12 protein-coding genes are annotated in these 13,609 nt (G+C 44.8%); 3 read left to right on the forward strand and 9 right to left on the reverse strand.

The genetic code is table 11. The features are described 5' to 3' along the window. Positions 1–232: 232 nt before the first annotated feature. Genes HNP76_RS02580 through HNP76_RS02590 form a run of 3 tightly spaced genes read right to left on the reverse strand, consistent with a single transcriptional unit; the run spans position 233 to position 6,086 of the window. Complete coding sequence (locus tag HNP76_RS02580; RefSeq protein WP_184657190.1) at positions 233–2,758, reverse strand: ATP-binding protein; 2,526 nt, start codon at positions 2,756–2,758, stop codon at positions 233–235. A 42-nt stretch (positions 2,759–2,800) separates the two neighbouring features. Continuing rightward, on the reverse strand, positions 2,801–4,441 hold the full coding sequence (locus HNP76_RS02585; RefSeq protein WP_184657192.1) for an ABC-F family ATP-binding cassette domain-containing protein: 1,641 nt from the start codon (positions 4,439–4,441) through the stop codon (positions 2,801–2,803). Between the two features lie 43 nt (positions 4,442–4,484). Beyond that, a complete protein-coding gene (locus HNP76_RS02590; RefSeq protein ID WP_184657194.1) occupies positions 4,485–6,086 on the reverse strand; it encodes a DEAD/DEAH box helicase in 1,602 nt (533 codons plus the stop codon). Positions 6,087–6,166: 80 nt separating this feature from the next. Here HNP76_RS02590 and HNP76_RS02595 point away from each other — a divergent pair, with 80 nt between their 5' ends. Further along, the gene (locus HNP76_RS02595) at positions 6,167–7,297 is read left to right on the forward strand and encodes a class I SAM-dependent methyltransferase (protein ID WP_184657196.1); all 1,131 of its coding nucleotides are present in this window, start codon (positions 6,167–6,169) and stop codon (positions 7,295–7,297) included. A gap of 42 nt (positions 7,298–7,339) precedes the next feature. Here HNP76_RS02595 and HNP76_RS02600 read toward each other — a convergent pair whose 3' ends face one another. The 6 genes from HNP76_RS02600 to coaD all read right to left on the reverse strand — a co-directional run bounded on the left by HNP76_RS02600 (position 7,340) and on the right by coaD (position 11,931). Then, positions 7,340–9,418: a methyl-accepting chemotaxis protein gene (locus HNP76_RS02600; protein ID WP_184657199.1), complete on the reverse strand. Its 2,079-nt coding sequence runs from the start codon at positions 9,416–9,418 to the stop codon at positions 7,340–7,342. 237 nt (positions 9,419–9,655) lie between these two features. Next, positions 9,656–9,865 carry a 50S ribosomal protein L31 gene (gene rpmE / locus HNP76_RS02605; RefSeq protein WP_184657201.1) on the reverse strand — a complete coding sequence of 70 codons (210 nt, stop codon included), beginning with the start codon at positions 9,863–9,865 and terminating at the stop codon, positions 9,656–9,658. Between the two features lie 182 nt (positions 9,866–10,047). After that, on the reverse strand, positions 10,048–10,773 hold the full coding sequence (rnc, locus tag HNP76_RS02610) for a ribonuclease III (protein WP_184657203.1): 726 nt from the start codon (positions 10,771–10,773) through the stop codon (positions 10,048–10,050). A gap of 57 nt (positions 10,774–10,830) precedes the next feature. Next, positions 10,831–11,067: an acyl carrier protein gene (gene acpP / locus HNP76_RS02615; protein ID WP_184657205.1), complete on the reverse strand. Its 237-nt coding sequence runs from the start codon at positions 11,065–11,067 to the stop codon at positions 10,831–10,833. Positions 11,068–11,124: 57 nt separating this feature from the next. Continuing rightward, positions 11,125–11,313: a 50S ribosomal protein L32 gene (gene rpmF / locus HNP76_RS02620; RefSeq protein WP_184657207.1), complete on the reverse strand. Its 189-nt coding sequence runs from the start codon at positions 11,311–11,313 to the stop codon at positions 11,125–11,127. Between the two features lie 138 nt (positions 11,314–11,451). Then, positions 11,452–11,931 carry a pantetheine-phosphate adenylyltransferase gene (gene coaD, locus HNP76_RS02625; RefSeq protein ID WP_184657209.1) on the reverse strand — a complete coding sequence of 160 codons (480 nt, stop codon included), beginning with the start codon at positions 11,929–11,931 and terminating at the stop codon, positions 11,452–11,454. A gap of 56 nt (positions 11,932–11,987) precedes the next feature. Between coaD and HNP76_RS02630 the strand changes: the two genes are divergently transcribed. Both HNP76_RS02630 and HNP76_RS02635 read left to right on the forward strand, forming a co-directional pair. Continuing rightward, positions 11,988–12,671, forward strand: coding sequence for a hypothetical protein (locus tag HNP76_RS02630; protein WP_184657211.1), 684 nt, complete (start codon positions 11,988–11,990; stop codon positions 12,669–12,671). Between the two features lie 113 nt (positions 12,672–12,784). Further along, complete coding sequence (locus HNP76_RS02635) at positions 12,785–13,489, forward strand: HEAT repeat domain-containing protein (protein ID WP_184657213.1); 705 nt, start codon at positions 12,785–12,787, stop codon at positions 13,487–13,489. The last annotated feature ends 120 nt before the right edge of the window (positions 13,490–13,609 follow it).

The following is a 13,609-nucleotide window of genomic DNA, read 5'->3' on the forward strand; positions in this document are numbered from 1 at the left end:
ATTTGTAACCTATAATTGGGTTCAGTACTTTATAAGGTGTAACCTTATATGGGGTTCATCCCTTAAAAAGCGTAACGTAAATGGGGGTCAGACCATAGGGGCCTTGAACGGTTGTTTTAAGGCTTCTATATTCCCTTCTGTTACTTTCTATAATGTGTATTCTGTCTACCAATAAATATATAAAAACGCCGCCTCACTAAATGGGGAGCCCCGCACCTTCCCCGTCTTTCTTCTAGCGGCGCTTTTTGTTTTTTGTCATGGCTTTTTCGGCTTTTTTGATGATTTGGCCGATATTCTTTTCGCCTGGAGTCATGCTTGAAAAACCGATTCCTGCCTTGAATTGGACTGAATCTTCCGGGAGGTTGTCGAGTTTTTCTTCCAGTTTTCCCATCAGCTGCAAGATGTTTTTGAAGTCGATTCCCTGCAGAATAACGGCAAATTCACCGCCCTGGATTCGGAATACAGGACTGTGCTTGAATGTGTCACAGGTGAATTTACAGAGCATCTTGACTGCAGTGTCTCCGGCTTCAATTCCTTTTTTGTCATTGAGTTTTTTGAGGTCGCTTATGTCGCAGATAAGCACTCCAAGTTCAAGCTCAGGATTCTTTTCGATTTCTTTGTTGAGGGTGATTTTTACTTCCTCAAAGGCGTTGTTATTGCCTACTCCGGTGAGCTCATCCTTGTTGTTGACGCTGGAGATTACTTTGTTGAGTTCTTCTGCCTGCTTGAGGGATTTTTGCCTCATGCAGCGGATTAAGGTTTTTATTACGCGGGAAATTTCGAGCGGCTTTGTGAGATGGGCGTTCATTCCGGCTTCGATGGAAGCCCTTACGTCTTCTTCAAAGGCGTTTGCCGTGAGGGCTATAATCGGCGTATTTTGCGCGTCGCTTCGATTGAGGGCACGGATTGCTTTTGTGGCGTCAATTCCGTTCATTACAGGCATCATGATGTCCATGAGGACGGCGTCATAGTAGTTTTCATTGGCCTCGCTGAAGAGCTTGACGGCGATTTTACCGTTTTCTGCGTATGTTACGCTGGCACCTTCGGCTTCGAGAAGTTCTTTTGCGCTCTGGCGGTTGGTTTCATTGTCTTCAACAAGGAGGATTCTTGAGCCGACGAGAGTTTCGCCGTTTTCATTTTCATCCTTGAACTCCTGCTTGCGGATTGCGGCAGTTCTGTCATCAATGGCAAATGGCATGTCGATTGTGAAAGTGCTTCCTTCGTTGAGCTTTGACCTTACGCTGATTGTTCCGCCCATCATTTCGATGAGGGATTTTGCAATTGCGGTTCCAAGGCCTGTTCCCTTGTATTCGGTGCGTGCCCCGCCGTCTTCCTGGGAGAAAGTTTCCCAGATGTGCTCAAGGAATTCTGCCTTCATGCCGATTCCGGTGTCTTCGACTTCGATGCGGTATGTGACTGTTTTGTAGCCTGTTCCCAGTTCCTTGATTCTGAAGGTGATTTTTCCTCCGTCCGGGGTGAACTTTACTGCGTTTCCGAGTATGTTGACCAGGGCCTGCCTCAAGTGAAGCTCATCGCCGAGCAGGAATGGATATCTGAAATCACTGAAATCTGTAATGATTTTGAGGTCTCTGTTTACCAGCTGGCCTTCAATAATCGAAAGACAGCCGTCTGCCAGTGAGTAAATGTTCATCGCTTTGTGGGCAATTTCAAGCTTGTTGCTTTCGATATGGCTCATGTCCAGGATGTCATTTACGAGAAGATTCAAGTGGAAGGCTGCCTTTGTGATTTTTTTGAGGCATTGTCCGATTTTTTCCGGATCGTCGAGGTTTTTGGCGGCCAGTTCAGCCATACCTATGACGCCGTTGATTGGAGTGCGGATGTCATGGCTCATGCGGGCAAGGAATTCGCTTTTGGTGGCGTTTGCGGCTTCTGCCCTTTCCTTGGCGGCTTTGAGTTCCTTCTGGGCTTTGAGTTCCTTGCGGATTTCAGCATCTTTTACGGCAAATCCAAAAACTACCGTACGTTCTGCAGTCCAGTCACCGACTTTTACGCACTTCATCTCACAGTATTGATTTGATTCGTTGCGGTAGCGGTAAATCAGCCTGTCTTTTAGAGAAAGCTGGCTGCCTACGTATTTGGGAGAGACTTTTAAAAGGAAGTCTGCCCTATCCTCTTCCAGCGTGCATTTTTCTGCATAAATTTCTGCTGCCTTTGAGAATGGAACCTTTGAGCGGATTACGTCCCCGATTTTGCTGTCTATGCGGTCTGAAAAGTTGTATGTGAAAAATTCCTCGCTGTCGATATTGACGTAATAAACGTTTGAATATTCACTTGCCAGCATTTCAAGAAAATTCTGATTGCGCTTTGATTCCTTTTTTTTGCGGATTTCATAATCGATGTTTTTACCGAGTATTATCGCCTGAACGTTGTTTTGCTCAGAGCCGACGAAAATCATCTGAAGCTCAATCCACTGTTCATTGTCCTCTGAAAATAGATATGGAAACTGAAGTGAAATGGCCGAGTCATTATCGACGACCCTTTCAAGAATTTTCTGCCTGTTGAAGGAAGCCGTAAAAAGATTGGAATAATCCTGATTTATGATGGAGTCCTTTATGGTAAGCAGGAATGAATCCAATTCTCCCGTGTATGCTATTGAATCTTTTAAAACCGTGTTACTGTATGAAATTATCTGATAGAAGTTGTTGGATAGATTACAGAAAACCATGAGCGGGTGAATGTTGTTCACAGCTTTAGAGAGAAGCCTGTCGTAGTTTTCCATTTTGTCAAAAAAAGCCATACAACTATTATATAACCGTATGGCTCATTTTACAAATCTTTTTTAAAACTTAATTTTTCGGTCGCTGCCCTCGTAATACTGCTTGCGGAGGGCTTTGATTGAGTCATCAGCCATGTAGTCGTCGAAAGGCATCATGCGGTCGATAACGCCTTTTGGTGTAATCTCGACGATGCGGTTTGCGATTGTCTGGATGAACTCGTGGTCGTGGCTTGTAAAGAGGATGACGCCAGGGAACTGAACGAGTGCCTGGTTCAAAGACTCGATTGCCTCAAGGTCGAGGTGGTTTGTCGGGTCATCGAGAATCAAGACGTTTGCGTTCTGAAGCATCATTTTTGAAAGCATACAGCGGACTTTTTCACCACCGGACAAGACCTTTACCTTTTTGAGTGACTCGTCGCCAGAGAAAAGCATTCGTCCCAAGAAGCCGCGGACATAAGCGTCATCCTGCTCCTTTGAGAACTGCTTGAGCCATTCAGTGATGTTCATGTCGTTGTCAAAGTATTTGTTGTTGTCTCGTGCAAGGTAGACCTGGCTTGTTGTCTGTCCCCAGAAGAATTCGCCGCTGTCAGCCTTTTTGTCGCCTGAGATGATGTCGAAAAGTGATGAAATCGTGTTGTGCTCTACGCCGACGAAAGCGATTTTGTCAGTGCGGTTGACCTTGAAGTCGAAATCTTTAAGAAGCTGAATTCCGTCCTCGTCCTTTGAGTTGAGTTTGCGGCATTCAAGAACGTTGTTTCCGATTTCACGCTCTGTTGAAAAGTGAACGTAAGGGAATTTTCGGCTTGTAACCGGTAAATCTTCCAATTCCAGCTTTTCCAAGACCTTTTTGCGGCTGGTAGCCTGGCGTGATTTTGCGGCATTTGAAGCGAATCGCTGGATGAATTCCTTGAGGTCTTTTGCCTTTTCCTCGTTTTTCTTTTTCTGGTCTTTTGCCTGTTTCTGCAAAATCTGGCTCATTTGATACCAGAAGTCGTAGTTTCCGGCGAACTGAGTGATTTTTCCGAAGTCGATGTCACATGTGACTGTACATACTGTGTTGAGGAAGTGGCGGTCATGCGATACGACGATGACTGTGTTCTCGAAGTCAAGAAGGAAGTCCTCAAGCCAGTTGATTGACTCCAAATCAAGACCGTTGGTAGGTTCATCGAGAAGAAGGATGTCTGGGTTTCCGAACAAAGCGCGGGCAAGCAAAACGCGGACTTTCTGGCTTTCATCAAGTTCGCTCATCATCTTGTCGTGGAATTTTTCTTCAAGACCAAGGCCTGAAAGCATCTGCTCAATCTGGTTTTCTGCCTCGTAGCCGCCGAGCTCGCCGAATTCTGCCTCAAGCTCAGCAGACTTGATTCCGTCTTCCTCAGTAAAGTCAGCCTTTGAATAGATTTCGTCGCGTGCCTTTGAGACCTCGTAGAGCTTAGGATAGCCCTGCATTACGGTGTCTTTTACAGAAAAAGAATCGAATGCGAAGTGGTCCTGGCTCAAAACAGCCATTCGCTCGCCTGGAGTCATGAAAATGTCGCCTGTGTCGTGATCCTGCTCACCAGAGAGAATCTTGAGGAAGGTTGATTTTCCCGCACCGTTAGCACCGATAATTCCGTAGCAGTTTCCTGCCGTGAATTTGATATTTACGTCTTTGAAAAGCGGTTTTTCGCTGAAATGAAGTGATACGTCAGATACTGTAATCATTTGTTTCTCCTAAAAATATTTATTTTAAAGCTATTGCTGAATTTTATTTTCCGCGTCCGATAAGACTCTTGAGCCTTGCGATCAGGCCAAGTTTCTTTGGAGCCGTCTCAGTCTTGCGTGCAGCGGCAGGATTTTTACGGTTATTTCCCCTTCCCTTGCCTGATTTTGCTTTTGCCGATTTGTCGTTTTTGTAAACTGCAGAAGAAGATTTTGCGTACTTTTCCTTGAAGTATCTGAGCCTTTCGTCGCTCGACATTCCGGAAAGTTTTGCGATTTCCTCGTCGCTTGCCCGGCGCACGGTGTTCTTTGACTTGTCGCCCTTGAATGACTTGAAGTCTTCTTTTGAGTGAGTTTTTTTGTCGCTTTTACGGCTTCTTCTTTCGCCCCTCTCAGACCGTCCCTTGCGCTCGCCCTTTTCCCTTCGTCTGTCTTCGCGCTCTTCTGAATCAAGGCGGATGTAAACGTTCTTAGACTTGTCTTCTTCAAAATCCTCTGCCACGGCAACCCGGCTTGGAATCTGCTTTTCGATGTAGCGCTCGATTGGAGCCAGAGAATAAACGTCCCGCTCAGAGCAGAATGTGTATGCCTTTCCAGATTTTCCGGCGCGGGCTGTTCGTCCGATTCTGTGGACATAGTTTTCGGCTTCGTTTGGCAAATCGTAGTTTACGACCATTGCAAGGTCATTTACGTCGATTCCGCGGGCTGCGACATCAGTTGCAACAAGGCAGGTGACTTTTCCGGCCTTGAATGAATCCATAATCTTGAGGCGTTTTGACTGAGGCAGGTCGCCGATGATGTATTCGTTTTTGATTCCATTGATTTCAAGACGCTTTGAAACGATTTCGCACATTTTCTTTGTGTCACAGAAAATGATTACGCTTTCTGGATTTTCCTTCTTGAAGATTCCCAGCAAAAGCTTCATTTTGTCGTCGCTTGAAACGTGAATCAGCTCCTGGTCAATTTCATCGACAGTGATGTTCTCGGCTTCAATCGTAATTTCCTTGGCCTCGCGTGTGTATTCCCATGCAAGGTTTTTGACGTAGGAATTGAGGGTTGCCGAAAAGAGCATTGTCTGGCGCATCTTTTTGTCGCCCTCGTTTTTTGGCAGAAAGTGAATGAGCTTTCGCAAATCCGGGTAAAATCCCATGTCGAACATGCGGTCAGCCTCGTCGATTGCAAGGTAACCTACGTTTGAAAGGTCCATCTGCTTGCCTTCGGTAAGGTCGATTATGCGGCCCGGAGTTCCGATGATGATGTCGCATCCTTTTTTGAGGTCAGCGACCTGTTTTTCATATCCTACTCCGCCGTAGAATGAAGCAAAGCGCAGGCCGGTGTGTTTTCCGAGTTTTTTAGCCTCTTCCTCAACCTGAACTGCAAGCTCGCGGGTCGGTACAAGAATGAGGGCGTTCTTTTTTGAAGAGCTTTCGCCCTCGCCTGCATTTTCCAGTCCGCTCATGATTTCCTGCATGATTGTAACAAGGAAAGCGGCTGTTTTTCCGGTTCCTGTCTGTGACTGAACATAAAGGTCACTTCCGTCAAGGGATTTTTCAAGCACTTTTTCCTGGACAGGCGTGCAAGTAACATAACCAGCCTCTGAAAGGCCGGCCTGAATTTTTTCGTTAAGATTTAATTCTGTGTAATTCATTGAATTTCCATGTAGATAAAAGATGATAGATAGTTATTTTTATTATATTCTTTTTTGGAATAATTGTATATACTTTCTATATGAATCAGAATACTCAGGAACAGAACGAATATCAGGCAAAAATCTTCGCTAACCGCCTGGCAAAAAAATACAAGCAGCTCCGTAAGTGGGCTCGCCGTGAGCGCGTCACATGCTACCGCCTTTATGACCGCGACATTCCAGAAGTTCCCCTCGCCGTCGATTTGTATGAATTTCTCCCGGATGGAATGGACTCAAAAATTGACGCCGCCATCTTTTTAAAGGGAGAAGACGCGAGAATTTCCGCTAACGACCTTTCGGCAGCCAAAGAAAAGGCTTCCCGCCAGTACCTTCACCTTTACTTGTATGAGAGACCGTATGAAAAATCAGACAGTGACGAGGAAATCTGGCTTTCTGAGATGAGAAAGGCCGCTGCTGCTACGCTTGAAATCCCTGAAAGTCACGTTATTCAAAAGCTGCGCAAAAAGCAGAAAGGCGAAAATCAATACGAAAAGATTGAAAGCGAACGAACGGTAGAAAGTTACGTCCAGGAATGCGGCCAGCTCTTCAAGGTCAATTTGAGCGACTATCTCGACACCGGCCTCTTTTTTGACCACCGCCCCCTCCGCTCTGTAGTCCGATCAGAGTGTGCCGGAAAGTCGGTCCTCAACCTTTTCTGCTACACAGGCTCTTTTTCAGTTTACGCTGCAGAAGGAAATGCCCGCCGTGTAGAGTCCGTCGATTTGAGCAACACCTATCTTGAATGGGCCCGCTTTAACTTTGCCCTCAACGACTTCGACCCGGACAGCCCGAAATTCTTCTTTACCCGCGGAGACGTTACAGGCTTCCTCAACCAGAAGCTTGCCGAAGTTCCCAATGCAGACAGAAGCAACCGCTACGACATAATAGTCCTTGATCCGCCGACTTTCTCGAATTCAAAGGCAACCCGCAACACCCTCGACATCAACCGGGACTGGAGCGAGCTTGTCAGAAAGTGTGTTAATTTGCTGAATGACGGCGGAGTCCTCTACTTCTCAACGAACTCCCACCGCCTTAAATTTGACGCAGACCTTGTTCCCAAAGTGACGGATTCAGGCAAGGCTGTAGCCCTTTTTGACATGACCGAAAAATCCCTGCCCGAAGATTTTAAAGGAACAAAAGCCCACAGGCTGTGGAAAATCCAGATAGCATAAAAAAAAGCTCCCCTTCCGGGGAACTTTCTTGATTAAAAAGACTTATACATGGAAGTTGTCAATCTGGCTTCCAATCTGGTCGATTGATGACTTCATCTTTTCTGAAATTCCGTCAAGCGCGCTTCCTGTCGAGCGGATTTTCATTGCACTCTCGCTCATGAGGGCCACGCTGTCCTTCATTACGCCGGTTGCGTCCTTGAGGTGGCGGACTTCTTCAAGAATCTGCTTGTTGCCCTGGCTCATTTCTTCGCTGGCAGTCTTAACTTCAGACGTGCTGTTGCTCATGTTGCGGAGGGCGTCAACAATCTGCTTACTTCCTTCCTGCTGTTCTTCCATTGCACTCTTAATCTGGCGGACCAGCTGGTCAGTTTCCTTGATTCCGTCCGAAACCGAGGTAAAGGTTGCTCCAGTTTCTTCTGAAACCTCAACTACTGACTCGATTGAACCCTTGATTTTATTAAGCTGGTCGCCGATTGTCTTTGACTGAACTGCAGAAGTTTCAGAAAGCTTTCGGATTTCGTCTGCTACAACTGCAAAGCCCTTTCCGGCCTCTCCGGCATGAGCCGCTTCGATTGCCGCATTCATGGCGAGAAGGTTTGTCTGGCCTGCGATTGCCGCGATTGCGACGTTTGCTTCCTGCAGCATGTTTGACTGGCTTTCAATTTCAATGATTCTTTCGCTCATTTCCTGCTGCTTTTCGTTTCCGGTTTTTGCCCGGATCTGAAGCATTTCGAAAGAATCCGCCATTTTTGCAACTGACTGGTTTACGCTTGAAATGTTCCCGATCATTTCTTCTACGGCAGATGAAGCCTCGCTTACTCCGCGTGACTGGGTGTCAATCATGCGCTCAAGGCTTTCGATGTTTGAAGCAATTTCATTGACGGCTCCGGCCGTTTCATCAACGCTGTTGGACTGGTTTCCGATTTGCTGCTGAACGCTGTCGATGTTTGCAAGAATGTCTGCAACCGACTGATTGTTTTCCTGAATACCGAAATTGAGCTCGTCGCCTGCTGTAGACAGGTCTGAGCGGGAAACTTTTACATCCATCATGATGTCATGCAGTTTTTCAACGAAAATATTGAAAGCGTTTGTTACAGAGCCGATGTCATCGTTTGAATGAACTTTTACACGCTTTGTTAAGTCTGCGTTTCCGGAAGCAATCTCATTGAGGTTCCTGTCGAGGTTTCTCAGTGGCTTAAGTACGCGGTAAACGGAAATTGCCGCCGTAACGATAAGGATGATTGCGATTGCGACTGTAAAGACCATCATTGTAAGCGTAAGGGACTGGGCGGTCGTATAAACCTGCTTGGCAGGAACAACCATTGCCATGCTCCATGGGGTGCCGTTTACAGGGGCGTAGACCATGAGGTTGGATCCCTTTTTTGAATGAATCCAGCCGTTTCCGCTTTCTTTTTTGATCATTGCGCTTGCAATATCCGCAAGTCCTTCGTATTCAGAAGCCAGCTGTGTTAAATTCTCATGCATTACTTTGTCTTTGTCCGGGAAAGACATGATTGTTCCGTCGCCTGTAATGAGAATCGCATATCCTTCCTCACCGATTTTGATAAGTTCGATTGCATCTGAAAGGCGGGCATGTGAGACGGCTCCTGCGATGAATCCGACAGCCTTTTTATGAATGGAAACTGTCTTACAGACGTAATAAGCTGAATCCTCGTCATTTGAGCCGACAGGATTGCTTATGTATTGTGACTTTCCGCTGCTTTTCATGTACTGATAAAATTCTGTGCCGGAAACATTCTTTGAGTTGCCCTCATCATCATAGGCCATTCCTGTTTCAAAATCACAAAAAAGGATTTCCTTGAAATCTGAACTTCGGGCTTTACGGTGGGTAACCATCCACTCGATCAAATCATCTGTTGTTCCTGCGTGCAAAACCGGGTCTGACATTGTGTACATTCTCAGCTGCTGCATGAATTTTGAGTTGCGGTAGCTGAGACCCTGAACGTGAGCCTGAATCAATTCGGTTGTCGAAGTGATGAATATGCGTTCCGTTCCCTTTTTTACCAGAAGAATCGTAGATGCTGCAAGAACAGAAATCAAGATAATGATCTCAATACCAAGTCTAAGGCCGAACAACAGCGATAGATTTTTTTTCTTCATAATTAAACCTCTCTTCTACGGGTTATTTAAAGATTATATTTACATTTTGAAAAACACAAGGACTTTTTTTTAATTAGAAAAGATTTTAGATGATTAGGCTTTTGGGTGTAAAAAGAAAGTTTGGAAAAAAATGTTGGGTAAAGTTGAAAAGCTAAGCCCTTTTGATTATTTTGACGGATTGAGATGATTTTCGGATATGCCGGAATAAAAAACTCCTGCATACCCGATGATTTGTGACTATTTGTCAGATTTGATGCCGAAGCGCTTGTTGAATCGTTCGATTCGACCTGCTGTATCGACGAGCTTCTGCTTACCTGTGTAGAATGGGTGGCAAGCAGAACAGATTTCAACGTGGATGTTCTCTACTGTTGAACGTGTCTCGATAACGTTACCGCACTGACATGTGATTTTTGTCAATTTGTAGTCTGGGTGGATTCCCTTTTTCATAAAAAATAACTCCTTATTTCTTGCCCGACATTAAAGCAACCCCAGTCACCACTAGCTTGAAGCCGAAAAAGCGGCTGCATCTATCATTCCATCACTGTTAGGAAGCAAGTTAATATCACAAGAAGATTTATAAATTATATCAAAAAAATAATGTGCAAGTCAATATAAGAATCCCTGAATTCCTAATTGCCAAAGACTTCCTGCCAGGCCTTTTTTGCCACGTTCTGCTCGGCTTCCTTTTTGCTTTTGCCGCTTTCAGGACCGTAGCTTGCGTTTTTAAGGTGAACTGTTACCCAGAAAGTTCTTTCGTGGTCCGGACCAGTCTCCTTGACAAGCTCGTAATTGGGACATGACTTATATTTTTTTTGGTGGGCTTCCTGAAGCAGGGTCTTGTAGTCTTTTGAGCCCCTGTCGGAAACGTAATTGTCAATTGCAGGAATCATAAAGGAAAGGACTAGCTTTTCCGCTGCCTTGTATCCGGCGTCGAGATAGTAGGCTCCGATTACAGCCTCAACCGCATCTGCCAGAATGGCCTTTTTCTGCCTTCCCCCGCTCATTTCCTCGCCCTTTCCGAGAATCAGCATTTTGTCGATTCCGATTTTGAGGGCGATTGGCGCCAGACTTTGTTCGCTGACGACGCTGCTTTTGATTTTTGCGAGGTCTCCTTCCGGATTGTCCATGAAGTGCTCGTAAAGATAGGCTGCTGTGGCCATTCCGAGCACGCTGTCACCCAAAAATTCAAGGCGTTCGTTGTTGTAATGCTTCTGCCCCTTCTCGTTTGCCACTGATCGGTGGGTAAAGGCCAGTTCAAGAAGGTTGATGTTTGAGAATTTGATGGAAATGTTTTTTGTGAACGCCGTCAGTTCCTGTATTCTTTTTGGCGAAAGATTTTTTTTAGAAAATAGCATATTAAAACAAAAAGCACAGGCTGAATAACCTGTGCTGTAAAAGTCAATCAGTAAAAATTATGCCTGAGCTGATTTGATGAAATCGTAAGCGTCTTTTACTGTTTCGAATTCGTTTGCTTTCTCATCAGGAATTGTAACTCCCAATTCCTCTTCGATAGCGTAAACAAGCTCGTATGTATCGAGGCTGTCTGCTCCGAGGTCGCCACGGAAAGAAGCTTCCAATGTGACTTTGCTTTCATCGATTTCAAGTTTTTCAGCGATGAGTTTCTGGATCTTTACGAACAATTCGTCCATGATTTTCTCCTTGTTTTGCGCATTATGCCCGGTTAAGAGCATAATGCGTTTGATTTGTTAACCGTTAACTTCAGGTGTGATTACCTGACGACCACGGTAGAAACCACATTTTGGACAAACATGGTGTGGCATAACGAGATTACCACAGTTGCCGCAAGCAACAAGCTGTGGAGCTTCAAGATGCATGTTTACACCGCGTCGTCTGCGTGTGCGAGCTTTTGATGTTTTCGCTCTAGGTACTGCCATATTATAAACCTCACTATATAATTTTATGAATAACGGGATTTATACTATAACAGTTTCCACCCGAATGTCAATTATTATTACATACAAAGTTGCCGTTGTCAATAATTTTTTTATGACAAAAATCGAAAAAGTGTCAGATTAGCCCTTATATTTTGATTTTATGGCCTCTTCGACGATTTTTGGGACCATTCCTGATATGTCTCCGCCGAATTTTGCCAGCTCCTTTATTGAGCTTGAGCGCACTATTCCGTATTTTGCCTCGGTCGGAAGGAAGAGCGTTTCAATTTTTGAGTCGAGGCTGTGATTTAAAAGGGAAAGGTCGAATTCGTATGCGAAGTCGTTTGTGTTGCGGATTCCCCTTAAAAGGATGTTTGCATTGTTTTTTTCAGCGTATTCTACTATCAGTTTGTCCCAGAGATGGACCGTAACGTTTTTGTAGTCTTTTGTGAGTTCCCTGAGAAGCTCCAGCCTTTCTTCCGGTGAAAAAAGATGAGACTTGTTGGGGTTGAATGCCACTACTACGTCGAGCTTGTCGAAAAGTTTGCTTCCCCGGTCAATTATGTTCAGGTGTCCGTTTGTCGGCGGGTCAAAAGTTCCCGGAAATACTGCAGATGTCATATTTAAATTAATTTAACACGTTTGACTGTTTGAAACAAGTGATGTATTATTTAGGCATGAAAATATCCAAAACTATTAATACATCTGTTTTCTCTGTAGGCTGTCTTGTGCTTGCAGGGATTGTTGTTTCATGCGGGAGCGCAAAGGTTGAGACTGCCGCTCCTGAGCCGCTTCCCCTCGTTGAGGAGCCGAAAGTTGAAGAAGTTGCCCCTCCTCCTGCCCCTGTAGAAGAAGAACCATCTCCTGTTGTCGAAGAACCTGTCGTTGAGGCTCCTGCCGAAGCTGTAGAAGCAGACGATGAATATTCACGTTCTGTCGGTGCTGTTGCCGTTGACCGCGACACATTCGTTGATGATAAGGAAAAGGTTCTCCGAATCATCTCTGAGCTTGACGTTATAATGAAGAATCTTGATTACAGTTCATGGCTTCCTTATGTAGAGCCTGCTTCAATCGATTACTGGAAGCTCCGCAAGAACCTTCAGAAGGCTGAAAAGCGTCTTCCTGTCAAGGGAATCAAGCTTCGTGACCTGCAGGACTATTTCAAGCAGGTCTTTGTTCCTGCCCGCAAAGGAAGGACTGTAACTGAAATCCGTTATATTTCCGATTCCTACATTAAAGCCGTTCAGGTTCAGGAAAGGGAGCCGGGGGAAACGGAAGATCACGTTACAGTCTATTATTACTTCAATAAAAACAACGGAAAGTGGATGGTTCACCTTCCAACTAACGAGGAACTGAATTAAAATCGACTTGTTTTCTGGCTTTCATGCTAAAAATAATGTTGATTTTTGCAGTCGTATGTTTTATAATCTTTAGTTAAGTGTTGTTTCACTTTGCTTAGGAGGAATATTTCTATATGAAATCATTGAAAAAATTATCTTGCACAGCTTGTGCATTTCTTTTGACATTCTCTTTGATCGCTCAGGAAAAATCCGCTGAGGAAGATTATTTGAGCACAGTAGAAGATGTCGTAATTACAGAGCTTGCAAATTCAGACGAGCGCGACAACAAGCTTGTTGCCCTTCAGTATCTTGAGAATGCAGTCGAGGAAGGCCGTGTTTCTCCGGATATGATGGTTGCTCTTGATCATCTTGCTGGCGAAGGAATCAACACCCAGTCAAGACAGAGCGGACGTCTTGTTAACAACTATCCTGATATCCGTGCAAAGGCATGTGATCTTCTTGCAAAAGTTCCGTCTGAGGAGTCAAAGACAACCCTCAAGAATATCGCTCTTGCAGATAACGAGCCGATGGTAATCACTGCAGCCGTTCGTTCACTCGGTGAAATCGGTATGAACGACAATGATGACGTTGTTAATACAATCGCATGGGCAAACAAAAAGAACGCTGTCCTCAATCCGACAAGTTCCCTCGCTCTTGAAGTTCTTATTGCTTACGAGAAAATTGCTGACAAAGTTCAGGATAAAGGCTCTATGATTCAGTCTGTAGGTCAGATTGCTACAAACTATCACTATGTAAAGCCTGTTCGTGACAGAGCTCTTGCCCTTCTTAAGACTCTTCAGTCTGGCAATAACAACTCAAAGAAAAAGGAATCTAAATAATTAAGATTTCTGCATCTTCAAAGGCGGAGTCGGTTCTTTTGAAGCGATTCCGCTTTTTTTTCTGATTTTATTTTGCTTTTGTTGTATATTTTCTTTTGATTTTCACTTGTAGATTTTATT

This window comes from Treponema ruminis (assembly GCF_014201975.1).
Taxonomy (GTDB): domain Bacteria; phylum Spirochaetota; class Spirochaetia; order Treponematales; family Treponemataceae; genus Treponema_D; species Treponema_D ruminis.